Origin of the sequence: Acinetobacter sp. Leaf130, from assembly GCF_001423205.1 — a bacterium.
Lineage (GTDB): Bacteria > Pseudomonadota > Gammaproteobacteria > Pseudomonadales > Moraxellaceae > Acinetobacter > Acinetobacter calcoaceticus.
On record NZ_LMOE01000008.1, the window covers coordinates 94,736 to 119,475 of the forward strand.

The window sequence follows — 24,740 nt, forward strand, 5'->3', positions numbered from 1 at the left end:
CTAGACCAATAGCTCCAATACAAGGTTGGATTTAAATCAATATTCAAGTTTGCTTTTGATAAAAAAGAGAAAATAAATTTATCTATTCAACAACGTCGTATGGGTGTTTAGTATCTCAAGATGCTCAATTATTTCCGCACAAATATGCCCGCAAAGCTTTCGGTTGGAGAAAAGTAGCGAGCAGCATTCGCACTGTTATATGTGACTAATAATAGAGAGGAAATAGAACTATTAACAGATACCATTTGGTATCTATAAGGGGCAGAATTATATTATCAATCTAATAAATCTTTATTCATTTCATATTCAATATTTGAAACCATCTTGTCTAAAGGTAAACCATTTATATTTAAGCTAAAAGGTTCTTCAAGCTGAGTACTGAGAGCATCTAATCCTAAGAATAAATAAGCAATCAGGCCGACTAAGAAAGGAGTGCCGATTCCTAAAGTTGTTTCTAAGCTAAATGGCAATATAAAACAGAAGCAATATACAGCGCGATGTAATAATACAGAATATGAGTATGGAAGAGGTGAGTCTTTTATTCTATCGCATCCTGCTTGGACATTACCTAAATCAGTAATATGCGTGTTTATTTGATTGTAAATAATGTCTGTCACAGCTTGTTCTTTCAGGGCTGTAATTAAAACATGCTGTATTTTTTCTAAAATAAATTGAGGTGGATTTTTTTGTTCTAGTAATATTTTGATATCAGAATCGCTGAGAAAACTATAATTTGAGAGTAGGTCTGCATTTAATGGGGTATTACGTAATCTATAGCGCAATATACTACTGAATAATATTAAATAATTCAGTATCAATACTCGATAAGATTTTGTGAGTAAAAGAGTTTCACGGAGAATGTGTCTTGATGAAGCGATTAATGTTCCCCAAAGTTTTCTCGCCTCCCACCACCGATCATAACAAGCAGTATTTTTGAAACCTAAAAAAATGGATAAAATAACACCAAATATTGAGAAGCTAATGGTGGGGAAAGTTGCAATTTTAATTACATTGAAGTATATCAAACTGCTAAATGCAGTTGACATTACCAACACTAGAATGAGTGCAGGAAGTATTTGAGGCAAAACCGTTTCATTCCATGCAAAAAGTAAGGATATGATGCTTTTTTTGTCTCTTTCAAACATGGTGTTTTCCTTTATATCTGATTTTATTATAATTTAGATATATTAGAATTAATAGAAGCTTAAATTTTTGCTTGGATAAATTTTTTATGTCGAATTTGTTGTTAAAATAAGTAAAATCAATATGTTATAATCAAATTGTGTGAAATTTTATAATCAAAGTGAATATGTTTTCATGTTGTATTATAAAGAGAAAAAATTAGCGAAATAGTTCAAATATCTATATTTTATTTATCCTATAAATTAAAAAGAGCCTAAGATTTAGGCTCTTTTTAACTCGATTTTTGATTAATGTAATTTTCGAAATATACATCAAAAATTTTACATTAACTGTCTGTCTTTTAATTCAGATCGAATCAAACTTACCAGCTTAACGCGCCACCAGTTTGGTAGTCAGTTACACGCGTTTCAAAGAAGTTCTTCTCTTTACGTAAGTCCATCATCTCAGACATCCATGCAAATGGGTTCGTTACACCAGCAAATTGCTCTGGTAAACCTAACTGAGATAAACGGCGGTTACAGATGAATTTCAAATATTCTTCCATCATGCTTGCGTTCATACCCAATACACCACGTGGCATCGTGTCACGTGCATATTCGATTTCAAGCATTGTACCTTCAACAATCATTTGAACCACTTCTTGTTGGAACTCTGCGCTCCAAAGGTGAGGGTTCTCAATCTTGATTTGGTTAATCATGTCGATACCAAAGTTCAAGTGCATAGATTCATCACGCAAGATGTATTGGAATTGCTCAGCAACACCGTTCATCTTGTTACGACGACCCATACTCAAAATTTGAGTAAAGCCACAGTAGAAGAAGATCCCTTCAAGAACACAGTAGAACGCGATCAAGTTACGAAGTAAACGTTGGTCGTTTTCAGGTGTGCCTGTGTGGAAATTAGGATCTGTTAAAGATTGAGTATATTTCAATCCCCACGCTGCTTTACGCGCAACAGATGGAACTTCACGGTACATGTTGAAGACTTCGCCTTCGTCCATACCTAAAGATTCGATACAGTATTGGTAAGCATGAGTGTGAATTGCTTCTTCAAATGCTTGACGCAAAATGTACTGACGACATTCAGGGTTGGTAATGTGGCGGTAAATTGCCAATACCAAGTTGTTTGCAACCAAAGAGTCAGCAGTCGAGAAGAAACCTAAAGAACGCATAACAATCGTACGCTCATCTTCAGTTAAGCCATTTTCAGACTTCCAAAGCGCGATGTCTAGGTTCATGTTTACTTCTTGCGGCATCCAGTGGTTTGCACACCCGTCAAGATACTTCTGCCAAGCCCACTCATATTTAAATGGAACAAGCTGGTTCAAGTCAGCACGACAGTTAATCATGGCTTTGTCGTCAACTTGAACACGTTGTGCGCCCATTTCTAGCTCTTCAAGGCCAGGAGCAACATCTAAATGTTCTAAGGCTGCAGAGGCTCTAGCCACCGTATCGGAGGCAACTGTTGGTCGCACGGAATGGGTTCCAGCGGATTGTGAAGTTGCCAAGCTCTGCGATGATGACTCCGCAGAAGATACATTCTGCGAATTAGTCGTTTTTTCCGATTTGACGGGCGCAGACTTGAGTTCAGGTGCAGCCGGTTTTTGCGAATCATCTTCAAAATCGTCCCAACTAAGGATAGACATTTTTGTTCTCTCTTCGTTGTGTATATCTATATTTGACATCTCTTAAACGAAGATGTCCCTACTATACGCTTTTAATGTGTAAACAAAATTAAGTTTTATTGAGGTATGACCAAATTTTGGGCCTTTGGTCTCTACTCCCTACTACTTATTTTGCTTACGCTGTTGCTTACGTATTGTGAAAAATGCGTAAATCAGCGGTATATAAAAGAAAAGAAAGGCAAAGATTAAAACTCCAACACCAAGCATATAGTTATGGCTGAGATGAGAAAGCATAATCTTTACCTCTTGTAAAATTGCTCTTTAGCGAAAAAGAGCAATTTTATTGAATGTTATTGGCAAGCTTCGCAATCAGGATTGTCGATTGAACAAGCCATTGGAACTGGAGCTGCTTGGGTAAAACCATCTTCTTCAACTGCTTCAGGCTTTTTCGCTTCTACAACAGGGGCAGCAACCGGAGCCGCTTCAACAGTCGCAGGTTTAACTGCGTTTAAAGCACCTGTGTTAATTGTAGATTTTTCAGCAGAAGTTGCACCTAAAGCTCGGAGGTAATAAGTCGTTTTAAGACCACGTAACCATGCCATCTTATAAGTGATGTCAAGTTTCTTACCATTTGCACCAGCAATGTAAAGGTTAAGCGACTGTGCTTGATCGATCCATTTTTGACGGCGTGATGCAGCATCAACGATCCAGCGTGTATCCACTTCAAACGCAGTAGCAAAGATTGCTTTTAATTCTTCAGGAATACGAGCAATTTTTTGTACTGAACCTTCGAAGTGTTTCAAGTCATTAACCATCACTGTATCCCAAAGACCACGTTCTTTTAATGCGCGAACGAGGTATGGGTTAATGACAGTGAATTCACCAGACAAGTTAGATTTCACATATAAGTTCTGGAATGTTGGCTCAATTGATTGAGAAACACCACAGATGTTAGAGATGGTTGCAGTAGGAGCAATTGCCATCACATTTGAGTTACGCATACCGTCTTTTTGAACTTTGGCACGTAAAGTGTCCCAGTCTAAACGTTGAGTACGGTCAACTTCGAACATGCGCTCTGGACGAGATTTCGCAACAATTTCTAAAGAGTCGATTGGGAGGATACCTTGATCCCACAATGAACCTTTGAATGTTGAGTAAGCACCACGTTCAACAGCCAAGTTGCTTGAAGTTTCAATTGCGTAGTAGCTAATCACTTCCATTGATTCATCAGCAAAATCAATAGCAGCGTCTGAACCGTAAGCGATGTTCATTTCATATAGAGCATCTTGGAAGCCCATGATACCCATACCCACAGGGCGGTGTTTCAAGTTCGAGTTTTTCGCTTGTGGTACAGCGTAGTAGTTAATGTCGATAACGTTATCGAGCATGCGTACTGCTGTTTTAATTGTGCGAGCTAACTTCTCACGGTCTAACACACCACCTTGAACGTGTTGTACAAGGTTGATCGAGCCCAAGTTACATACTGCAATTTCGTCTTGATTTGTGTTCAAGGTAATTTCAGTACATAAGTTAGATGAGTGAACTACACCAACATGTTGTTGTGGTGAACGTAAGTTACATACATCTTTGAATGTAATCCACGGGTGACCAGTTTCAAACAACATAGAAAGCATTTTGCGCCATAAGTCTTTAGCACGTACTTTCTTGTGTAGCATGTTTGTTTCTTTCGCTACAGACTCATAGTAAGCATAACGCTCAGCAAATTCAGCACCAGTTAAGTCGTGCAAGTCTGGAGTTTCAGAAGGCGTAAATAATGTCCATTCACCATCTTCAAATACACGTTGCATAAACAAGTCTGGAACCCAGTTCGCAGTGTTCATGTCATGTGTACGGCGACGGTCATCACCAGTGTTTTTACGAAGTTCTAAAAACTCTTCGATGTCTAAGTGCCAAGTTTCTAAGTATGCACATACTGCACCTTTACGCTTACCACCTTGGTTTACCGCAACGGCTGTATCGTTCGCAACTTTCAAGAATGGAACTACACCCTGAGACTTACCGTTTGTACCCTTAATGTAAGAGTTCAAGGCACGTACAGGTGTCCAGTCATTACCTAAACCGCCAGCCCATTTAGAAAGCATTGCGTTGTCACGCATTGCGCCATAAATGTCATAGAGGTCATCGCCAATCGTTGTTAAGTAACAACTAGAAAGCTGTGGACGTAACGTACCTGAGTTAAACAGGGTAGGCGTAGAAGCCATGTAGTCGAAGCTAGACAATAAGTTATAGAACTCGATTGCACGTTCTTCTTTATTTTGCTCATTTAACGTAAGACCCATCGACACACGCATAAAGAATAATTGCGGTAATTCGAAGCGAACGCCGTTTGAGTGAATGAAGTAACGGTCAAATAAAGTCTGTAAACCTAAATAGGTAAACTGATTAGAGCGTTCTGGTTGAATTGCTGCTGCAAGTTTCTCTAAATCGAAATCAAGCAAGTCTGGTGAAAGCAGATCAAGCTCTACACCTTTTTTCAAAAAGGCTTCGAGTGCAGTGTTTTCAGGAGTATCTGTAGGTAAGCCTAAGAACGCTAAACCGGTGCTCACTAATTCACTAGAAAGCAAACGTGCAGTCACGTAAGTATAGTTTGGTTCTTGTTCAATACGAGTACGTGTTGCCATCATCATCGTAGTGGCAATATCAGTCTCTTTTACGCCGTTATATAAGTTTTTAACGGTTTCATCGACAATAGCCTGAACGTCAATACCTTCCAAACCTTCGGCTGCTTTAGCTACAGTTGCTTGCAATGCACTTAAATCAAGTGGCTGAAGCTGACCGTTTGCATCGGTCACTTGTAACGTAGGATGGTGGTTTGAGTTCGTTTGCTGACGAGCTGTCGTACGTTGTTCGCGGTAAATTACGTAAGCGCGGGCAACTTTCTGTTCTCCGGTACGCATTAAAGCAAGCTCAACCTGATCTTGAATTTCTTCAATATGGATCGTACCGCCTGATGGTAAACGGCGAGTGAAAGTATTTAATACCATTTCCGTCAGTTGGGTAATACGGTCGTGAATACGGCTTGAATCCGAACTCTGTTGACCTTCCACAGCAAGAAAAGCTTTACCAATCGCAACAGAAATTTTCTCTGCATCAAATGCAGCAACATCTCCAGTGCGTTTGATCACCTGAATTTGACCGGGAGTCGAAGTAATTACGCTCATGCCAGCATAGCTCCATTGTCACTTTTGTTATGTTTATAGACCGTTTGAACCGAGCAAAAAGTATGCCACGATGTTTGAGGGATAAACACAAGACTTAGTAGTTAAAGTTTATTTTGAACACAAGATACGGGATTTTTCATAGCAGATCAATCTTGACTTTTTAGTAATTTTTTATCTGTATGATTTGATGAGAGATAGCATAGCAAAGCTATCAAAAAACACTTATAGATAACTTTGTGGATAACTCAAAAAACAAGCACTTAAATACAATTAAAGTAGTTAAAGAAATAATTTGTTTAATATTCATACATTGGAAATATGAATAGAATATGAAATTTAATAACAATAACTAAATGTTAAAAACACGAGAAAATTCAAAGGTTAATAAAATGCAACAAAACATGGTTGTCATGTATCAGTTTGGTGAACGCCTACTTGTTTACAATGTAAACGTGTGTATATTGCAAATGATAAACGAATGTATCTGCAAGATTTTTAAGATGCATGTAATGAGATTTATAGGGGCAATGATATGAGCCAAGAAGAAAAGTTACCAAAGATTCTGATCGTTGAAGACGACGAGCGTTTAGCACGATTAACTCAAGAGTATTTAATCCGCAACGGCTTGGAAGTTGGTGTAGAAACTGATGGTAACCGTGCAATTCGTCGTATTATTAGTGAACAACCAGATCTAGTGGTCTTGGATGTCATGTTGCCGGGTGCCGATGGCTTAACCGTTTGCCGTGAAGTTCGTCCACATTATCATCAACCGATTCTTATGTTGACTGCACGTACAGAAGATATGGATCAGGTACTTGGCCTTGAAATGGGAGCGGATGACTATGTCGCTAAACCAGTTCAGCCACGTGTACTTTTAGCCCGTATCCGTGCGTTATTACGTCGTACAGATAAAACTGTAGAAGACGAAGTTGCACAACGTATCGAGTTTGATGACCTTGTGATTGATAATGGCGGCCGTTCAGTAACGTTGCATGGTGAGCTTGTTGATTTCACTAGCGCAGAATATGACCTATTATGGTTGCTTGCATCAAATGCTGGCCGTATCTTATCGCGTGAAGATATCTTCGAACGTTTACGCGGTATTGAATACGATGGTCAGGACCGTTCAATCGATGTCCGTATCTCACGTATTCGTCCAAAAATTGGCGATGATCCTGAAAATCCAAAGCGTATTAAAACAGTACGTAGTAAAGGTTACTTGTTCGTTAAAGAAACCAATGGGTTATAAGATCTGCATAAACTTCCTATAAGGTTGGTCGAGTGTTTAAACACAGCATATTCCTGCGAATATATGCGGGACTGGTAATTCTTGTTGTTTTGGTTGCCGTTTTTGGTTATTTGCTTGTACAAATCATCAATTATCAACGGGCACAAGAATACCGAGAGTCTTTAACTGATGGTATTTCTTATGTCATTAGTGAAGGAGTCGCTCGACAACCGGGGAAGCAACAAAAAATAGACTGGGTTTCAGATGCATCGGATTTATTGGAACTTCCAATTTACTACACTGATGCGAGCAAGGTTGAGTTATCTCGTACCGAGAAAAAACGGATCGAAGCTCAAAAATCTGTTGTCCGTTACGATGCCAGTAATAGTATTGCGTATATTATTATTGGCTTGCGTGATGATCCTCAGCACTATTTATCCATAAAAGTTGACAAAATTAGTGAGCGCCAAATGAAGGCTCTCCCTATTTTTGTACTTGATTATCTAATGTTTTATCCGGGGCAAGAACAAGAATATCTTGCCAAGATTCAGAAACATTTTTCATATCCAATTAATATCTACAATATTCAAGACGTTAATCTGGATTCTGAGCAAATTGGCCGTTTACGCCAAGACCAAAGTGTCATGTTGTACAAAGATAGTGCAACAATGCGTGGTACGACCATTTCGATCGTATCTCCAATACCAAATCATCCTGCACAAGTTCTGGTTCTTGGACCGGTTCCGATGTTTAACTGGATGCCTTTACAGCTTTCAGCAGGAATTACCTTATTTAGCCTATTCCTACTAAGTTTAGGTGTTTACGGTCTTATCTTGCCGTTAGAACGTAAAATTCGCCAAGTCCGTTATGCGTTAAACCGTATGAAGTCTGGTGATTTGTCATTGCGTGTTCCTATTGAAGGAAGTGACGAAATGGCAAACTTGGCATCAAGTTATAACAACATGTCTGATCATATTCAGCGTTTAATCGAGGCTCAGCGCGAGTTGATGAGAGCAGTATCTCATGAATTGAGAACACCAGTTGCCCGTATACGCTTTGGTACAGAAATGTTGGCAGAAGAAGACGATTACAACCATCGTATGCATCAGGTTGATATGATTGATAAAGATATTGAGGCGCTCAATACCTTAATTGATGAAATCATGACTTATGCAAAACTAGAGCAGGGTACACCTTCATTAGATTTTGCTGAAATTGCTCTATTCGATGTATTGGATCAGGTTGCGGTAGAAACCGAAGCTTTAAAAACGCAAAAAGAAATTGAACTTGTTGCTCCCCCTGTTTATTTGAAAGTAGATGCAGAGCGTCGTTATTTACATCGGGTTGTTCAAAACTTGGTAGGTAACGCTGTTCGTTATTGTGATAACAAAGTTCGCATTACAGGTGGTGTTCACAGCGATGGCATGGCCTTTGTTTGTGTTGAAGATGATGGCGCCGGAATTCCGGAACAAGATCGTCAAAGAGTATTTGAAGCCTTTGCTCGCTTGGATGATAGTCGTACTCGTGCGTCGGGTGGCTATGGTTTAGGGTTGTCTATTGTAAGCCGTATTGCTTACTGGTTTGGTGGTGAAATTAAAGTAGATGAAAGTCCTACATTAGGTGGAGCTCGCTTTATCATGACATGGCCTGCAAAGCGCTTTAAACAACCTCCTTTGAAAGCCAATAAAAAAGCACCTTCATAAAGGTGCTTTTTTATTGCATTATTTATAATCGAGTTGCATCTGGTTCCAAAATAGGTTTTCCGCTTCTTAAGCTGCTCAACGCATCGGAATTAAAGTCGATCAGTAATGAATTATTTTTTGCATCAATCTGGTATTTTTGAATAAGAGGTTGATCTCCATTAAGCGTTTCTATTTTATATTCATCCGCAATATGCAAAATACCTTCTAGGTTTGTTGTAGTTGACGCAAAATCCTGCCTAAATATTTCATAGACATCTCGCAAGTCAAAAATTGCATTGTTAGCATCTGGATGTTTGTGAATATAGCTTTCTATATGTCGCACAAGTAATTGCGCAAACAAGTAGTAGTTTGGTTTATGCGTATATTCTAGAGTCATGCATTTTTCTCCTTATTATCTGTTATTAGCATACATGGCAAAATATAGGATATTGTATAAAATTCATTACACTAGATGATTAAATGAAAACCTATAAAGATATAAAGACCCGATTACGCCCTTGGCGTTTTGCTTGATATAAAGCGTCATCGGCTTCTTTAAATAAATTTTCAATCGCTCTATGAGAAGATGGTGAATATAAACTTATGCCAATACTCACTTGAATGAAAATTGGTAATTTCCCATAAATATAAATCGGTTGCTGACTAATTTTAATTCGTATTTGCTCTGCAAGGTCAAAAGCACTCTCCTTGGTTGTATCTGCAATAAAAATTGCAAATTCTTCACCGCCAAAGCGGCCCAATAAGTCATGAGGATGCAAAATATTTTGAATGGTGGTGACACAGGTCTGTAGGGCGCGGTCACCTATTTGATGGCCGTAGTTGTCATTAACTTGTTTGAAATGGTCTACATCAAGCATGAAAAATGCTGAGGTTTTATTTTCCTTGTATACCTTTTCTTGAAGTAATCTGACCGACTGCAAAAACTGGCGTCGGGTGAGGCTAGAGGTTAGCTCGTCATGTGCAATAGCATGTTGAAGCTTTTGAATTAACTCTGAATGTAAAACACTAATGCTAGAGACGGTAAGAGGTGCAATCGTCATCATGATTAATCCAATACGAATTGAAATGGTATTGCTTAAATATTCGTTCGGATAAAGCAGAAGGTAATGTCCAGAGACATGATAGATAATATAGGCACTGGTAAAGGTTGTAATGAGTGCAACGATAATAGGTTTGTAGCGAATAGCGCACCAGATGAGTGCAGCAATCGGGTAGAGGAGCGAACCAGGACCGGAATCATAATAGCTGGCGGCAATAGAAATAATGACAGCCAAAAAAGGTAATAGGTCAATCGCTTGTAAGCCACGATTTCTAGAAAAGTAGTGTTTTACCTGACTATATTGAGGCAGGTTCAAGATGATAGGTAAAAGAAGTAGGGCATTTTGTAGTTCTGAAGTGAACCAGTAACCGAATTCATCCCACAAATTACCAAGCATAAATTTAGTATTAAACATAGGCACAAAAGTTGCTGCAAATAATGCGCCTGCTATGCTACCTATCCCACATAGACCAAATAAAAAGAGGTAGGAATAGCCTCGATAGGCCGCTTTAATATGCTGATTAAAAAACATATAGAGGGCGAGGGTACTAACAACATAAATAAAATTTGACGTTGTTAAAACGAGTGTGAGAGCAAATGGAGTACCCTGAAATAGGTCAGCAATAACATAACCTATGTAGGCACCTAAAAACGTGCTGGGTCGACGTGTGCTCGAAAAGCGAATGAGTAGACCGAGCAAAACAGAATTGGCTGGCCAAAAGAACGCCAGAAAACTTAAAGGACGAGATGCGATGCCAATAAAACAACATACCGTAATAATGAAGCCAAACAGGAGAAAAAATTTTAAAGAAGAGGGAAATGAAAATTCACGAAGTGAGTCTGGCATCAGCTGCCCTTAATGATAAACACTCTTATCCAAGAGTAATAAAATATTATGTATGACTAAACATTCATCATAATTCAGAGGGGAAGTTGAATACAATAAAAAACAAACTAATATTATAAAAAAGTAAGTTATAAAAACTTAATGGTCGATGAACTATGTAATTATTCTAAAATTAAAAAATGAAAAAAATCATCATAAACAAAAAAACTATTAAATAAACCGATTATGCGTGGTGAAACCCCCCTTACAACCCATAGAAGAATAGTTTTGTTTAGAAAATCATCCGAAAGACTAAGACGCTTCAACTAGCATGCGAAATTAGAAATCAGGTACAATTGGCGGGATTAATTTTGTGTTTGGTGTATTTGAAGGCCAATACATACATTCTTTGTTAAATAATAGGCCTGCCAGGAGTTATCCCCGCATGAGTGCCATTACTCCATACGACTGGGCGATTATCGCCTTCGTGATCGGCGTTACATTTCTTTGCGTCTTTATGCTCACAGTTCCCTTACTCCTCGGGGGGAAATCGTGGGGGCGTGCTAAGCAAGAGCAGTTTGAATCGGGTGTCGTGAGTGCTGGTGGCGCTCGCATTCGCCTGTCTGCAAAGTTCTATTTAGTTGCAATTTTCTTTGTTGTCTTCGACTTAGAGGCACTTTACCTCTATGCATGGTCTACTTCTGTGCGTGAAGTAGGGTGGTTGGGATATACCACTGTCGTGATCTTTGTCGTTGATTTATTGATTGCGCTTGTTTATGCCTTCTCTGTAGGTGCTTTAAGTTGGTCACCAGCAGATCGCCGTAAATCAGCAGGTGAGGCGATTAAAATCGGTTCGCCAACAATGAACATTGCTGAAATTACATGCTTTAACTCTATTGAAGAGCTCGTAACTGACCCTACAGGCCAGATTCCAGCTCAATCATCAGGTCGTGTTAAGTCAAAAACTACACCTGCATTGTCATCTGAAAAGGAGTAAGTCGGGATGAAATATACTCTGACCCGCGCGAATCCGGATGCTGATCAATACCCATTGCAAGAACGTCAAATCGTGACAGATCCATTAGAAGAGGAAGTGAATAAAAACGTATTCATGACTCGTTTAGAGGATGTCTTGCATACAGCAGTAAACTGGGGGCGTAAAAACTCCTTGTGGCCATTTAACTTTGGTACCTCATGTTGTTACGTTGAATATGCAACGACCTTAACAGGTGTGCATGACTTGTCACGTTTCGGCGCAGAGGTTATCCGTGCTTCACCTCGTCAAGCTGACTTGATGATTGTTGCCGGAACCTGTTTCGTAAAAATGGCACCAGTTATTCAGCGTCTATATGAACAGATGTTAGAGCCTAAATGGGTCATCTCGATGGGTGCTTGTGCAAACTCTGGAGGTATGTACGACATCTATTCAGTAGTACAAGGTGTAGACAAAATTATTCCTGTTGACGTGTACGTCCCAGGTTGTCCACCTCGTCCTGAAGCGTTAATTCAAGCTTTAATGCTTTTACAAGACCAGATTCAATTAGAGCGACGCCCGCTTTCTGCCGTGATCGGTGATGATCTTCAGCCAGTGTATAAGCCAAAGATGATGCCAGAACGTGACCGTAAGAATGCGCAGCGTATTGCCGTTAAAAACTTACGCTCTATGGATGAGATTAAATAATTTTTTGACGGTGCTTTGACATATCTAACCGATATGTTCATCGAGAAAATTGACAGAATTTGTATTAAATAGGAAGCCAAGCCAATGGCTGAAACTGACATTGCTATGCCAGAGTCAACACCAGTTGATTCACGCCCAGCATTTGCAATCGTAGAAGAACTCAAAACCAAATTTGGTGAGAACTTTTACGTGCAGGCGACTTTTGAAGAGTTTCCAACAGTCTGGGTTGAGCGCGCACGCGTGCAAGAAGTCCTTATGTTCCTACGTAAAGTGGAACGTCCATATGTAATGCTGTTTGACTTATCTGCGATGGATGAGCGTTTACGTGTTCATCGTGATGGTTTGCCAGCATCTGACTTCACTGTGTTCTATCATTTATTATCGCTTGAGCGTAATAGTGACATTCGTATCAAGGTTGCCTTGAACGAAAATGATCTTAACCTTCCGACAGCGACTAATATCTGGCCAAATGCCAACTGGTATGAACGTGAAGCTTACGATATGTTCGGTATCAATTTCGAAGGGCATCCAATGCTCCGTCGTATCTTGTTGCCAACGTACTGGGAAGGTCATCCTTTACGTAAAGAATATTCAGCACGTGCGACAGAATATACGCCGTACATGCAAGACAAAGCGAAACAAGACTTTGAACAAGAGCACTTACGTTTTGTGCCAGAAGACTGGGGTCTTAAACGCGGTAACGCTGACGAAGACTTCATGTTCCTGAACTTGGGTCCTAACCATCCATCTGCACATGGTGCGTTCCGTGTTGTATTGCAGTTAGATGGCGAAGAAGTGAAGGACTGTGTTCCTGATATTGGTTATCACCACCGTGGTGTGGAAAAGATGGCTGAACGTCAAACATGGCACTCTTTCATTCCTTATACTGACCGTGTTGACTACTTAGGTGGTTGTGCTCAGAACATGCCGTATGTGATGGCTGTAGAACAAATGGCAGGAATTAAAGTTCCTGAACGTGCTCAAGTCATTCGTGTCATGTTGAACGAATTATTCCGTATTAATAACCACTTGTTGTTCTGTGGTACGGCAATTCAGGATGCCGGTGGTATGACACCAGTATTTTATATGTTCGCAGACCGTCAAAAAGTTTACGACATTGTTGAAGCAATTACGGGTTATCGTATGCATCCAGCATGGTTCCGTATTGGTGGTACAGCGCACGATCTTCCAAATAACTGGCAAAAACTTGTTAAAGAATTGCTAGAGTGGATGCCTAAGCGCTTAAACGAGTACTACACAGCAGCATTGAAAAACTCTGTGTTTATTGGCCGTACGCGTAACGTTGCACAATACGATGCCAAGTCTGCACTCGCATGGGGTGTGACAGGTACTGGTTTACGTGCGACAGGTATCGATTTTGACGTTCGTAAATATCGTCCATACAGTGGCTATGAAAACTTCGATTTTGATGTGCCAGTTGAGTATGAAGGCGATGCATATGCACGTGTACTCGTTCACTTCCGTGAAATTACTGAGTCGTTAAAAATTATTCAACAGTGTTTGGATAACATGCCTTCTGGTCCATATAAAGCGGATCATCCATTGGCTGTTCCACCACCGAAAGATAAGACATTACAAGATATTGAAACCTTGATTACGCACTTCTTGAGCGTTTCATGGGGTCCTGTCATGCCAGCGGGCGAGTCATCATTTATGACTGAAGTGGTTAAAGGTGCAAGTACGTATTACTTGACTTCAGATAAATCGACGATGAGTTATCGTACTCGTATTCGTACACCGACGTTTACTCACTTACAGCAAATGCCTGCAGTGATTAACGGCAGTTTGGTATCTGACTTAATCATTTATCTGGCGACCATTGACGTGGTTATGGCTGACGTGGATCGCTAAGAGGTAACACATAATGATGATTTTGACTGATAAAAAGCCACGTGTGAATGTTGAAGGGATTTTGACTGCGGAAGAAATTCACGACATCGAACATCACATTGGTCACTATCCATACCCTCGTGCAGCCTCTTTGGATGCATTGAAGTGTGTACAACGCCGTAATGGTTGGGTAGATGACGCTCAAATGAATGCCATCGCACAGTTATTGTCGATGAGTGTTGCTGATTTGGAAGGTGTTGCAACATTTTACAACCGTATCTATCGCTACCCGGTAGGTCGTCACGTGATTTTGCTTTGTGACTCAATTGCTTGCTTCTTAATGGGTGCAGAAACACTTGCTGAAGCATTCCAGCGCGAATTAGGAATTCAGTACGGTCAAACGACACCAGATGGTCGTTTTACACTGCTTCCAATTTGCTGCCTAGGCAACTGCGACAAAGGCCCAACTTTAATGATTGATGAAGATACTCACGGTTTAGTCGAAGTGACATCAATTAAACAGTTATTGGAGAAGTATGTATGAATACTGAACCAAAACCAATTTATGGCGACGGTAATCCAGAAACTCATCCGCTCACTTGGCGTTTAAGTAAACGTGAAGAAGTTCGTGGTGCTGATGATTACGAAGCACTTGAAGGTTATGCTGGCTTTAAAAAAGCATTAGGCATGAAACCTGCTGAAGTGTTAGACGTCATTAAAGCTGCAACTGTAAAAGGTCGTGGTGGTGCGGGTTTCCCAGCGGGTATTAAATGGTCATTAATGGCACCAAATGATGGTGGTCCACGTTATTTGATCTGTAATGCCGACGAAATGGAGCCGGGTACTTTTAAAGACCGTTTGTTGATGGAAAAACTTCCACATCAATTGATCGAAGGTATGTTGATTGCGGGTTATACATTAGAGGCAACTCAAGGTTACATCTTTATCCGTGGTGAATATATTGAGGCAGCTCAATATTTAAATGAAGCATTAGAACAGATTCGTGCTAAAGGTTATTTAGGCGAAAACATTTTAGGTTCTGGCTGGAATTTTGATCTGCATGTACATACGGGTGCAGGGCGTTATATCTGTGGTGAAGAAACTGCATTGATTAACTCGCTCGAAGGCCGTCGTGCAAACCCACGTACTAAGCCACCATTCCCGCAAGTTGCAGGTGCATGGGGCCGTCCAACAATTGTGAACAACGTTGAAACTTATAACAACTTGCCAGCAATTATGCTTCGTGGTCCAGAGTGGTATATCGGTTTATCAGCAGGTAAATCAAAAGACCCAGGCACTAAAATTTATGGTGCATCAGGTAAAGTAAAATTCCCAGGTCTTTGGGAGTTGCCATTTGGTACAACTGCACGTGAAGTGATTGAAGATCATGCTGGCGGTATGCGTGAGGGCTTAAAGCTTAAAGCATGGTTACCGGGTGGTGCTTCAACTGACTTTTTACCGGCTGATACCATTGATTTACCAATGGATGCAGACACGATTATGAAAGCAGGTTCTCGTTTGGGAACATGTTTATTGATGGTGGTTGACGAAACTCAATGTATGGTATCGCTCACTCGTAACTTAGAAGAGTTCTTTGCGCGCGAATCATGTGGTTTCTGTACACCATGTCGTGATGGTTTGCCATGGGCTGTTAAAGCGCTTAAAGCACTTGAAGTAGGCGAAGGTAAGAAAGAAGATATCGATCATTTACAAGAATTGACTCGTAAATTATGGATTGGTAAAACTTTCTGTGCCCACGCACCAGGTGCGATGGAGCCGCTTATGGGCGCACTCAAACATTTCCGTGGTGAGTTTGAAGCGAAAGTGACGACTCGTCCTGTCGTGCAAACCAGCAACGTAGAACAAGCTTAAGGAATTCGACTTATGGCTACAATTCATGTCGATGGAAAATCGTATGAAGTCAACGGCTCGGAAAACTTGCTACAAGCATGTTTGAGTCTGGGCATCGACATCCCATATTTTTGTTGGCATCCATCCTTAGGTTCGGTTGGTTCTTGCCGTCAATGTGCTGTTACGCAATATGCGAATCCAGAAGATACGCGTGGTCGTTTGGTCATGTCATGCATGACACCAGCATCTGACAATACCTATATCTCGATTGAAGACAAAGAAGCAACAGATTTCCGTGCATCTATTGTTGAATTTTTGATGACGAATCACCCACACGACTGTCCAGTCTGTGAAGAGGGTGGTCACTGTCATTTACAAGATATGACTGTGATGACTGGTCATGACCGTCGTCGCTACCGTTTTACAAAGCGTACGCATTACAACCAAGAACTCGGCTCATTCATTGCACATGAAATGAACCGCTGTATTGCTTGTTACCGTTGTGTTCGTTACTACAACGACTATGCGGGCGGTACGGACTTTGGTGTGTATGCCAATGCATCTCGTGTGTATTTCGGTCGTCCTGAATCAGGTACTTTAGAGTCTGAATTCTCGGGTAACTTGACTGAAGTATGTCCAACAGGTGTATTCACTGATAAGACACATTCAGAGCGTTATAACCGTAAATGGGACATGCAGTATGCACCAAGCGTGTGTCAAGGCTGTTCTTCTGGTTGTAACATTTCTCCGGGTGAACGTTATGGTGAAATCCGTCGTGTAGAAAACCGTTTCAATGGTTCGGTTAACCAATACTTCCTTTGTGACAAAGGTCGTTTTGGCACAGGTTATGTAAACCGTGCAGACCGTCCACGTCAGCCTCAGTTCCGTAACGGTGAAACTGTTGCAACTGTTTCTGTCGATCAAGCTTTAGATCAAACGATTGCGAAGCTTCAAGGCAAAAAAGTCTTGGGTATTGGTTCTCCGCGCGCAAGCTTGGAATCGAACTATGCATTACGTGAGCTTGTAGGTCAGGCAAATTACTCAACTGGTGTTGCACAAAAAGAGCAAAAACTTGTTGAACTTGCTGCATCTATCATGCAAACCGAGGGTATTTACAACCCGAACATGCGTGAAATCGAAAGCTATGATGCTGTCTTGATTTTAGGTGAAGACCTGACTCAAACTGCACCACGTATGGCCTTGTCAGTTCGTCAAGCTGCGAAAAACAAAGCTCGTGAAATGGCTGCAAAAACACGTACGCCAGACTGGTTAGCTGAGCCTGTACAACGTATTGGTCAAGAAGCAAAATCTCCGATCTATATCTTGGCTGCAACTCAAACTCGCCTTGCCGATGTTGCAACTGGTGAAGTTGTTGCTTCTCCAAATGACATTGCTCGTTTAGGTTTTGCAGTAGCTGCGGCAGTGAAAGGCGAAACAGTGAATGGTTTAGATGACGATGCAAAAGCATTTGCTCAAACCATTGCTGATACGTTAAAAGCAGCAAACAAGCCATTAATCATTGCGGGTACTAGCTTGCAAGATGCTTCTATTATGGAAGCTGCGGCTGAGTTGACTCAGAACTTGGGTTCTAAAGCTGGTTTAAGTCTTGTGGTTCCTGAAGTGAACTCGATGGGCTTGGGATTGTTTGGTGGCTTAAGCCTCGAACAAGCATTTGCTCAAGACTACGACACACTTGTGATTGTTGAAAATGACTTGTTCCGTCGCTTACCTGCTGTACAAGTGCAGGCTGCACTTGATAAAGCTGAAACAGTAATTGTGCTTGATCACAGTGAAACTGAAACTGTGAAACAGGCTGATATTGTACTTTCAGCAGCAAGCTTTGCCGAAGGTGACGGTACTGTTGTAAGCCAAGAAGGTCGTGCACAGCGTTTCTATCAAGTTTATGATCCAAGTTACTACAAACCTGATTATGCAATTAAAGAATCATGGCGTTGGTTACATGCCATTGAAACTGGCATTAAAGGTAAAGCTGTAGACTGGACATTGCTTGATGATGTGATTGAAAGCATCGTAAAAAATGTACCAGTACTTGAAGCTATTCAAGATGTGGCGCCTGATGCAGGTTACCGTGTACATGGTTTGAAAATTGCACGTGAACCACGTCGTTATTCAGGTCGTACAGCAATGCGTGCGCCGTTATCGGTTCATGAACCTAAACAGCCTACAGATCTAGATTCAGCATTAACATTCTCAATGGAAGGTTATGTTGGTCCTCAAAAAGCATCATCATTAGTACCATTTGCATGGGCTCCGGGCTGGAACTCTCCACAATCTTGGAACAAATACCAAGATGAAGTGGGTGGTCACTTAAAAGGTGGTGATTCAGGTATTCGTTTATTCGATCGCTTGGCAAAACGTCCTGCACGTAGCTATGTAGCTCCAGTAGCGGTAGTTGCAAACCCTGAAAGTTTCCGCTTAGTACCAATGCATCATATTTTTGGTTCTGGTGAATTCACTACTAAAACACCTGCAATGGAAACTCGTATTCCAGAAGCTATGTTTGCAGTGGGCGAACAAGATGCAAGTCGTTTGAATCTTCAAGAAGGTCAACGCATTACAGTAAAAGCAGGCGAAACCAGTGTGAGCTTGCCTGTACAAGTAATTGAATATTTACCTACAGGTTATATTGGTTACCCAGTTGGTTTAGCACCAATGGTGTCACTAGCTGAGCCTGTTTCAGTGGCTTTAGGAGTGTAATTCATGAATCAAGAAATTATACGTCAAACGCCACTTTGGGCTGAGAACTGGCCAATTGCTTATGCTGTAGTTCAAGCAGTTGTGATTTTGCTTGTGGTTGTTTTAGTTGCCGCGTTGATGTCTTTTATTGAACGTCGTTTGCTTGCCTTGTGGCAAGACCGTTATGGTCCAAACCGTGTTGGTCCTGGTGGTATGTTCCAGATCGTTGCCGACATGCTCAAGATCATGTTCAAAGAAGACTGGACACCAAAATTTGCTGACAAGCTTACATTCCGTTTAGCACCAGCTGTTGCAATGGCAACAGCGGTTCTTTCATTCATGGTTATCCCAGTGAGTCCTTCGCTGGGTGTTGCCGACATGAGTATCGGTTTGTTGTTCTTCATGGCAATGGCTGGTATTGCAGTCTATGCAGTATTGTTTGGTGGCTGGGCTTCAAATAACAAATACTCATTGCTTGGTGGTTTACGTTCAGCTGCTCAAACCATTTCTTATGAAGTGTTCTTGGGTATCTCATTGATGGGTGTGGTTGCAATTGCAGGCTCATTTAACCTTCGTGAAATTGTTGAAGCACAACGCGATGTTTGGTTCGTCATTCCACAATTCTTAGGTTTCTTGATTTTTGTGGTTGCTGGTGTTGCGGTAACTCACCGTCATCCATTTGACCAACCGGAAGCAGAACAAGAATTGGCTGAAGGTTACCATGTTGAATATGGTGGTATGAAATGGGGGATGTTCTTCGTTGCTGAATATGTCAACGTGGTACTTATTTCTGCATTGATCGTAACTTTATTCTTCGGTGGCTGGTTAGCGCCATTCAATTTAGAAATTCCATTTGTTCCGCCAGTATTCTGGTTTGTGATTAAAACAGCATTCTTTGTAATGATGTTTGTTTTGGCTCGTGGTTCTTTAATGCGTCCACGTTATGACCAAGTCATGAACTTTGGTTGGAAAATTTGTTTGCCATTGGCGTTGGTCAACTTGTTAGTGACTGGTGCTGTGATTCTGATGAATCAGGCCTAGGACAGCAGGGAGTACAAAATGTATAAATTTCTAGCTGGATTCGGATCGATTGTACGTTCGTTATTTATGGTATTTAGCCATGTAACGCGTAAACGTGACACGATTTTATATCCAGAAGTACCGGCTGAACAGATTGTGCCGCCACGCTTTCGTGGTCGTATTGTGTTGACGCGCGACCCAGATGGGGAAGAGCGTTGTGTGGCATGTAACCTATGTGCGGTTGCGTGTCCAGTTGGCTGTATCTCATTACAAAAAGCAGAAACAGAAGATGGACGTTGGTATCCGGAATTTTTCCGTATCAACTTTTCGCGCTGTATTTTCTGCGGTATGTGTGAAGAAGCTTGTCCAACAACTGCGATTCAGATGACACCAGATTTCGAACTTGGTGAATATGTACGTCAAGACTTGGTTTATGAGAAAGAAAACTTACTCATTTCAGGTCCGGGTAAATACCCAGACTACAACTTCTACCGTGTAGCTGGTATGGCGATTAACGGTAAAGAGAAAGGTCAGGCGCAAAAAGAAAGTGCACCAATCGATGTACGGAGTCTATTACCATGATGTGGCCGTTTTATTTGATGGCACTCGTGGCCATCGTTTCTACGGTTCGTGTAGTGACTAACACGAACCCTGTACACGCTTTACTTAGTCTAATTGTTTCATTGCTTGCTGTTGCTGGTATTTTCATGATCGTGGGGGCGCCTTTTGCAGGTGCTCTTGAAATCATTGTTTATGCCGGAGCAATTATGGTTCTGTTTGTCTTCGTGGTGATGATGTTGAATTTAGGTCAACACACTGTAGAACAAGAACGTAAATGGCTTTCTTCAGATGCTTGGGCATATCCAGCACTCATGAGTTTCTTACTCGGCTTGCTTTTGGTTTGGATGCTTGGTGGTGAATACACCACAATTTCAGCACCACTTGGGGCACAAGTGATTGGACCAAAAGTAGTTGGTCAAGCACTCTTTACTCACTATTTACTATTGGTTGAAGTTGCCGCGATGTTATTGCTAGCAGCCCTTGTTGCAGCATACCACTTAGGTAAACGTGAACCAGGTGCAGAAGAGGAAAAAGAATAATGGGCCAGATTCCTTTAGAACATGGTTTGATTGTTGCAACCATCCTTTTTGCACTCGGTTTTTACGGTGTAATGGTGCGACGCAACCTATTATTTATGTTAATGAGCCTTGAGGTCATGATGAATGCTGCTGCATTGGCATTTGTTCTTGCGGGTAGCGTATGGGCACAACCAGATGGACAAGTTATGTTCATTCTGATTTTGACCCTTGCAGCAGCAGAGGCATGTATCGGTCTTGCGATTGTCCTTCAGTTCTATCATCGCTTCCATCACTTGGATGTGGATGCTGCTAGTGAGATGCGCGGATGAGTTATTTATATCTAACAGTATTATTTCCGCTAATCGGTTTTATTTTATTGGCGGCAGGACGAGACAAACTCTCTGAAAATGTTGCAGCAATTATTGGTGTGGGTTCTGTAGGTTTATCTGCATTATTTGCATTGATTGCTGGAATGGCATTTACCACAAGTGGTCAGCAAGTTTTTGTTCAAAATCTGTGGACATGGTTCAATGTTGGCGGTTTTGCGCCGGGCATTAGCTTACATTTAGATGGCTTATCTTTACTCATGATGGGCATGGTTACGGGTGTTGGTTTCTTAATCCACATCTTTGCATCATGGTACATGCGTGGTGAAGAAGGTTATGCGCGCTTCTTCTCTTATTTCAACCTGTTTGTTGCCAGCATGCTTGTGCTTGTATTAGGCGACAACTTGGCGTTGTTATTCTTAGGATGGGAAGGCGTAGGTCTTTGCTCTTATTTGCTTATCGGTTTCTATTATGCAAACCCTGCAAATGGTTGGGCTGCGATCAAAGCATTTACAGTTACCCGCGTAGGTGACGTATTCTTGCTTATTGCTTTATTCTTGCTTTACCAACAATTTGGTACGTTGAATACTCAGTACATCGTTGAACACGCAGCAGAAGTAATGACGAAGAGTTCGTCACTTACGATCTGGACTGCATTAATGTTGTTCTTGGGTGCGGCTGGTAAATCTGCTCAAATTCCATTACAAACATGGTTGGCAGATGCAATGGCAGGTCCAACACCTGTTTCTGCATTAATCCACGCTGCAACAATGGTAACGGCTGGTGTGTATTTATGCTGCCGTTTATTTAGCGTATTTGAACTTGCGCCTGAAGTGATGCAATTCATTTCGGTAACAGGTGCCGTGACTTTGCTAGTTGCAGGTTTTGCTGCACTGGTTCAAACAGACATCAAACGTATCTTGGCTTACTCAACAATGAGTCAGCTTGGCTATATGTTTATGGCTGTAGGTGCGGAAGCTTATCAAGCTGGTTTGTTCCACATGTTGGCCCACGCATTCTTTAAGGCATTATTATTCTTGTCTTCTGGTGCGGTGATTCTGGCTTACCATCACGAGCAAAACATTTTCAAAATGGGTGGCTTGTTCAAACGTAACAAATTCCTGTTTGCTTGTTTCGCAATTGGTGGCGGTGCATTAGCAGCTATTCCATTCTTGACGATTGGCTTCTTCTCTAAAGATGCGATTCTTGGTGAAGTTTGGGTACAAGGCCAATCAGTTGCTTTATATCACACCTTATATTGGGTGGGTGTAGCAGGTGCATTCCTGACTTCGATTTATACATTCCGTTTAATCTGGGTTGTATTCTTTGGTCAAGAAAACACGCCTTACCATGAAATTAAAGGTGCAACGTACTGGGCTCCATTGGGCATTTTAGCTGTACTGTCTACTTTTGTTGGTGCCGTATTAAAAGCACCTGTAGCTGGTATTCTTAATACTGCAAAAATTCCTGAATTCCATGTGGCTGAACAATTTGTAGAAGGCATGCATGGGGCAGAGCATTTAGCAGTAGGCATTGCGCTAGTTGGTCTAGTTGTTGGTATAGCATTATTTACATTTGCTTATGGTGCAGTGAAATCATTCGCTCAAACAAGTTTGGGTGCAGGTCTGGCACATATTTGCCGCACTGCTTTTGGTTTTGATGCATTGTATGACATCGTTTTTGTTAAACCTTATTTATTCTTCGCCAAAATTTTTGGCCGTGACCCGATTGACAGTTTGTGGTTAGTTCTTCCTGCACTTGTGAAAGGCGGAAATAGTTTTACAAGCTCACGTCAAACCGGTTCATTGCGTGAATACGCATCAAGTATGTCACTCGGTGTAGTGGTGTTATTGATGATCTTGATCGTTATTCAGGTAGTGGGGAAATAAAATGGAAAACAATTTAATTTTACCCGCGCTGATTCTTGTTCCGTTCATTGCTGGTTTTATTTGTTGGTTAGTCGATAAGCTCGACAAAACTTTGCCACGCTGGATTGCCTTAATTGGTATGCTCATTACTTTGGGCTTAGGTCTTGCACTTTGGCAAAGTGGAACTTATAGCTATGAGTTGGGTTCAAAAATCCCAACTTGGACTGCTGAGTTCTATTTACCGTGGATTCAATCACTCGGTATCGGCATTCACCTTGCTGTGGATGGCTTATCTTTGCTCATGGTGTTATTAACAGCATTACTTGGTGTACTGGCTGTTGGTTGTTCATGGGGCGAAATTCAAAAGAACGTTGGTTTCTTCCACTTAAACCTCTTATGGAGTTTAGGTGGCGTTATCGGTGTATTCTTAGCGATTGACTTGTTCTTGTTCTTCTTCTTCTGGGAGATGATGCTTGTACCAATCTACTTCTTGATTGCGTTATGGGGTCATAAAGGTTCAAACGGTCGTTCACGTGTTTACGCAGCTACCAAGTTCTTCCTTTACACACAAATCGCTGGTTTAGTGATGTTAATCGGTATCCTTGGTCTTGTAGTTTATGGCTACATGATGACAGGCATGATCGGTTTCGATTACAACTATTTATTAGCTGTAGCCAACCACTTACCTGCGAACCTAGCTTATGGTTTCATGATCTGTTTCTTCATCGGTTTTGCCGTGAAGTTACCAGTATTCCCATTACATGGTTGGTTGCCAGATGCGCATGCTCAAGCTCCTACAGCAGGTTCTGTGGACTTAGCGGGTATCTTGATTAAAACAGCTGCGTATGGCTTGCTTCGTTTTGTAATTCCATTCTTCCCGACAGCTTCTGCTCAGTTTGCAGATATTGCGATTATTTTCGGTTTGATTGGTATTTTCTACGGCGCATGGTGTGCTTACCAGCAAACTGACATGAAACGTTTACTTGCGTATACGTCGATTTCACACATGGGCTTTATTTTACTTGCAATCTACGCAGGTAACATTTTGACCTTCCAAGGTCTAATGATCATGATGTTGGCACATGGTTTGTCATCAGCTGCATTGTTCATTATGTCTGGTCAGATCTACGAGCGTTTACATACACGTGATTTACGTTTAATGGGTGGTCTTCGTGGCCAGCTTCAGTACTTGCCATTTTTCTTGATGTTCTTCGTAGCTGCTCTTGTAGGCGTGCCAGGTTTGGGTAACTTTATTGGTGAATTCCTGATTTTGATGGGTTCATTTAATAAATATCCTGTCTTCACGATTCTTGCTTCTATCAGCCTTGTATTTGCAGGCTTATATGGCTTGATCTTGATTCACCGTGCTTTATTTGGTGAACCAAACCCTGAACAAAAGCAACACTACACTAGTCCACTAAAAGACTTATCTGCTCGTGAAGTTGGTATTTTGATGATTTGTGCGATTGGTCTCGTTTGGCTTGGTATCTACCCACAAACATTCTTGGATATGTCTCATTCAAGCATGCAGTGGTTGGTCAATAGTTATATGCCAGTTCAAGAAGTCGTTGAAACTGTTCAGCAAACAGCTACTCAACTTGACCATGTGGAGATCCAATAAT

The 24,740-nt window shown here is 41.2% G+C and carries 21 protein-coding genes; 15 read left to right on the forward strand and 6 right to left on the reverse strand.

The features are described 5' to 3' along the window. Positions 1-275 precede the first annotated feature (275 nt). The 4 genes from ASF86_RS16470 to ASF86_RS16480 form a co-directional block, all read right to left on the reverse strand. Positions 276-1,145, reverse strand: coding sequence for a bestrophin family protein (locus ASF86_RS16470; protein ID WP_056483784.1), 870 nt, complete (start codon positions 1,143-1,145; stop codon positions 276-278). A gap of 359 nt (positions 1,146-1,504) precedes the next feature. Next, positions 1,505-2,788, reverse strand: coding sequence for a ribonucleotide-diphosphate reductase subunit beta (locus ASF86_RS16475; protein WP_005042873.1), 1,284 nt, complete (start codon positions 2,786-2,788; stop codon positions 1,505-1,507). Between the two features lie 141 nt (positions 2,789-2,929). Continuing rightward, positions 2,930-3,061 carry a preprotein translocase subunit YajC gene (locus ASF86_RS19445; RefSeq protein ID WP_080593108.1) on the reverse strand — a complete coding sequence of 44 codons (132 nt, stop codon included), beginning with the start codon at positions 3,059-3,061 and terminating at the stop codon, positions 2,930-2,932. A gap of 56 nt (positions 3,062-3,117) precedes the next feature. Continuing rightward, complete coding sequence (locus tag ASF86_RS16480) at positions 3,118-5,949, reverse strand: ribonucleoside-diphosphate reductase subunit alpha (RefSeq protein WP_005042869.1); 2,832 nt, start codon at positions 5,947-5,949, stop codon at positions 3,118-3,120. Positions 5,950-6,302: 353 nt separating this feature from the next. On the opposite strand from ASF86_RS16480, the gene ASF86_RS16485 reads away from it, so the two are divergent. From ASF86_RS16485 to bfmS, 3 genes are read left to right on the forward strand one after another with little or no spacing between them, the layout of a single operon-like run. Further along, positions 6,303-6,485 (forward strand): hypothetical protein, encoded by a 183-nt coding sequence (locus tag ASF86_RS16485; RefSeq protein ID WP_016801725.1) that lies wholly within the window; start codon positions 6,303-6,305, stop codon positions 6,483-6,485. Beyond that, positions 6,482-7,198: a response regulator transcription factor BfmR gene (gene bfmR / locus ASF86_RS16490; protein WP_003653488.1), complete on the forward strand. Its 717-nt coding sequence runs from the start codon at positions 6,482-6,484 to the stop codon at positions 7,196-7,198. The genes ASF86_RS16485 and bfmR overlap by 4 nt, the downstream gene beginning before the upstream one ends. 32 nt (positions 7,199-7,230) lie before the next feature. Beyond that, positions 7,231-8,880 (forward strand): sensor histidine kinase BfmS, encoded by a 1,650-nt coding sequence (gene bfmS, locus ASF86_RS16495; protein ID WP_017392321.1) that lies wholly within the window; start codon positions 7,231-7,233, stop codon positions 8,878-8,880. Positions 8,881-8,902: 22 nt separating this feature from the next. On the opposite strand, the gene ASF86_RS16500 is transcribed toward bfmS, so the two are convergent. After that, a complete protein-coding gene (locus ASF86_RS16500) occupies positions 8,903-9,256 on the reverse strand; it encodes a hypothetical protein (protein WP_003653485.1) in 354 nt (117 codons plus the stop codon). Between the two features lie 91 nt (positions 9,257-9,347). Beyond that, positions 9,348-10,766: a GGDEF domain-containing protein gene (locus ASF86_RS16505; protein WP_056483787.1), complete on the reverse strand. Its 1,419-nt coding sequence runs from the start codon at positions 10,764-10,766 to the stop codon at positions 9,348-9,350. 424 nt (positions 10,767-11,190) lie between these two features. On the opposite strand from ASF86_RS16505, the gene ndhC reads away from it, so the two are divergent. The 12 genes from ndhC to nuoM all read left to right on the forward strand — a co-directional run bounded on the left by ndhC (position 11,191) and on the right by nuoM (position 24,739). Then, positions 11,191-11,742: an NADH-quinone oxidoreductase subunit A gene (ndhC, locus tag ASF86_RS16510; RefSeq protein WP_056483790.1), complete on the forward strand. Its 552-nt coding sequence runs from the start codon at positions 11,191-11,193 to the stop codon at positions 11,740-11,742. Positions 11,743-11,748: 6 nt separating this feature from the next. Further along, positions 11,749-12,426 carry a NuoB/complex I 20 kDa subunit family protein gene (locus tag ASF86_RS16515; RefSeq protein WP_002050353.1) on the forward strand — a complete coding sequence of 226 codons (678 nt, stop codon included), beginning with the start codon at positions 11,749-11,751 and terminating at the stop codon, positions 12,424-12,426. Positions 12,427-12,510: 84 nt separating this feature from the next. Next, positions 12,511-14,298, forward strand: a complete 1,788-nt coding sequence (nuoC, locus tag ASF86_RS16520; protein ID WP_016139137.1) for an NADH-quinone oxidoreductase subunit C/D — start codon at positions 12,511-12,513, stop codon at positions 14,296-14,298. Positions 14,299-14,311: 13 nt separating this feature from the next. Continuing rightward, positions 14,312-14,821: an NADH-quinone oxidoreductase subunit NuoE gene (gene nuoE / locus ASF86_RS16525; protein WP_056483793.1), complete on the forward strand. Its 510-nt coding sequence runs from the start codon at positions 14,312-14,314 to the stop codon at positions 14,819-14,821. After that, a complete protein-coding gene (gene nuoF, locus ASF86_RS16530; protein WP_003653475.1) occupies positions 14,818-16,149 on the forward strand; it encodes an NADH-quinone oxidoreductase subunit NuoF in 1,332 nt (443 codons plus the stop codon). Before nuoE ends, nuoF begins: the two co-directional genes overlap by 4 nt. A 12-nt stretch (positions 16,150-16,161) precedes the next feature. Then, a complete protein-coding gene (nuoG, locus tag ASF86_RS16535; RefSeq protein ID WP_056483796.1) occupies positions 16,162-18,846 on the forward strand; it encodes an NADH-quinone oxidoreductase subunit NuoG in 2,685 nt (894 codons plus the stop codon). Between the two features lie 3 nt (positions 18,847-18,849). Further along, positions 18,850-19,866 carry an NADH-quinone oxidoreductase subunit NuoH gene (nuoH, locus tag ASF86_RS16540; RefSeq protein ID WP_003653472.1) on the forward strand — a complete coding sequence of 339 codons (1,017 nt, stop codon included), beginning with the start codon at positions 18,850-18,852 and terminating at the stop codon, positions 19,864-19,866. A gap of 18 nt (positions 19,867-19,884) precedes the next feature. Next, a complete protein-coding gene (gene nuoI, locus ASF86_RS16545) occupies positions 19,885-20,427 on the forward strand; it encodes an NADH-quinone oxidoreductase subunit NuoI (RefSeq protein WP_003653469.1) in 543 nt (180 codons plus the stop codon). Then, positions 20,427-20,945: an NADH-quinone oxidoreductase subunit J gene (gene nuoJ / locus ASF86_RS16550; protein ID WP_014205902.1), complete on the forward strand. Its 519-nt coding sequence runs from the start codon at positions 20,427-20,429 to the stop codon at positions 20,943-20,945. The genes nuoI and nuoJ overlap by 1 nt, the downstream gene beginning before the upstream one ends. Continuing rightward, positions 20,945-21,253 (forward strand): NADH-quinone oxidoreductase subunit NuoK, encoded by a 309-nt coding sequence (gene nuoK / locus ASF86_RS16555; RefSeq protein ID WP_003653467.1) that lies wholly within the window; start codon positions 20,945-20,947, stop codon positions 21,251-21,253. The genes nuoJ and nuoK overlap by 1 nt, the downstream gene beginning before the upstream one ends. Continuing rightward, positions 21,250-23,139: an NADH-quinone oxidoreductase subunit L gene (gene nuoL, locus ASF86_RS16560; RefSeq protein WP_003653465.1), complete on the forward strand. Its 1,890-nt coding sequence runs from the start codon at positions 21,250-21,252 to the stop codon at positions 23,137-23,139. Before nuoK ends, nuoL begins: the two co-directional genes overlap by 4 nt. A gap of 1 nt (position 23,140) precedes the next feature. Continuing rightward, the gene (gene nuoM, locus ASF86_RS16565) at positions 23,141-24,739 is read left to right on the forward strand and encodes an NADH-quinone oxidoreductase subunit M (RefSeq protein ID WP_003653463.1); all 1,599 of its coding nucleotides are present in this window, start codon (positions 23,141-23,143) and stop codon (positions 24,737-24,739) included. Position 24,740 lies beyond the last annotated feature (1 nt).

What these genes read in the sequence shown, in the direction of transcription:
- ASF86_RS16470 (WP_056483784.1), bottom strand. Translation starts at nt 1,145, where the DNA reads ATGTTTGAAAGAGACAAAAAAAGCATCATATCCTTACTTTTTGCATGG.
- ASF86_RS16475 (WP_005042873.1), bottom strand. Translation starts at nt 2,788, where the DNA reads ATGTCTATCCTTAGTTGGGACGATTTTGAAGATGATTCGCAAAAACCG.
- ASF86_RS19445 (WP_080593108.1), bottom strand. Translation starts at nt 3,061, where the DNA reads ATGCTTTCTCATCTCAGCCATAACTATATGCTTGGTGTTGGAGTTTTA.
- ASF86_RS16480 (WP_005042869.1), bottom strand. Translation starts at nt 5,949, where the DNA reads ATGAGCGTAATTACTTCGACTCCCGGTCAAATTCAGGTGATCAAACGC.
- ASF86_RS16485 (WP_016801725.1), top strand. Translation starts at nt 6,303, where the DNA reads ATGTTAAAAACACGAGAAAATTCAAAGGTTAATAAAATGCAACAAAAC.
- bfmR (WP_003653488.1), top strand. Translation starts at nt 6,482, where the DNA reads ATGAGCCAAGAAGAAAAGTTACCAAAGATTCTGATCGTTGAAGACGAC.
- ASF86_RS16500 (WP_003653485.1), bottom strand. Translation starts at nt 9,256, where the DNA reads ATGACTCTAGAATATACGCATAAACCAAACTACTACTTGTTTGCGCAA.
- ASF86_RS16505 (WP_056483787.1), bottom strand. Translation starts at nt 10,766, where the DNA reads ATGCCAGACTCACTTCGTGAATTTTCATTTCCCTCTTCTTTAAAATTT.
- ndhC (WP_056483790.1), top strand. Translation starts at nt 11,191, where the DNA reads ATGAGTGCCATTACTCCATACGACTGGGCGATTATCGCCTTCGTGATC.
- ASF86_RS16515 (WP_002050353.1), top strand. Translation starts at nt 11,749, where the DNA reads ATGAAATATACTCTGACCCGCGCGAATCCGGATGCTGATCAATACCCA.
- nuoC (WP_016139137.1), top strand. Translation starts at nt 12,511, where the DNA reads ATGGCTGAAACTGACATTGCTATGCCAGAGTCAACACCAGTTGATTCA.
- nuoE (WP_056483793.1), top strand. Translation starts at nt 14,312, where the DNA reads ATGATGATTTTGACTGATAAAAAGCCACGTGTGAATGTTGAAGGGATT.
- nuoF (WP_003653475.1), top strand. Translation starts at nt 14,818, where the DNA reads ATGAATACTGAACCAAAACCAATTTATGGCGACGGTAATCCAGAAACT.
- nuoG (WP_056483796.1), top strand. Translation starts at nt 16,162, where the DNA reads ATGGCTACAATTCATGTCGATGGAAAATCGTATGAAGTCAACGGCTCG.
- nuoH (WP_003653472.1), top strand. Translation starts at nt 18,850, where the DNA reads ATGAATCAAGAAATTATACGTCAAACGCCACTTTGGGCTGAGAACTGG.
- nuoI (WP_003653469.1), top strand. Translation starts at nt 19,885, where the DNA reads ATGTATAAATTTCTAGCTGGATTCGGATCGATTGTACGTTCGTTATTT.
- nuoJ (WP_014205902.1), top strand. Translation starts at nt 20,427, where the DNA reads ATGTGGCCGTTTTATTTGATGGCACTCGTGGCCATCGTTTCTACGGTT.
- nuoK (WP_003653467.1), top strand. Translation starts at nt 20,945, where the DNA reads ATGGGCCAGATTCCTTTAGAACATGGTTTGATTGTTGCAACCATCCTT.
- nuoL (WP_003653465.1), top strand. Translation starts at nt 21,250, where the DNA reads ATGAGTTATTTATATCTAACAGTATTATTTCCGCTAATCGGTTTTATT.
- nuoM (WP_003653463.1), top strand. Translation starts at nt 23,141, where the DNA reads ATGGAAAACAATTTAATTTTACCCGCGCTGATTCTTGTTCCGTTCATT.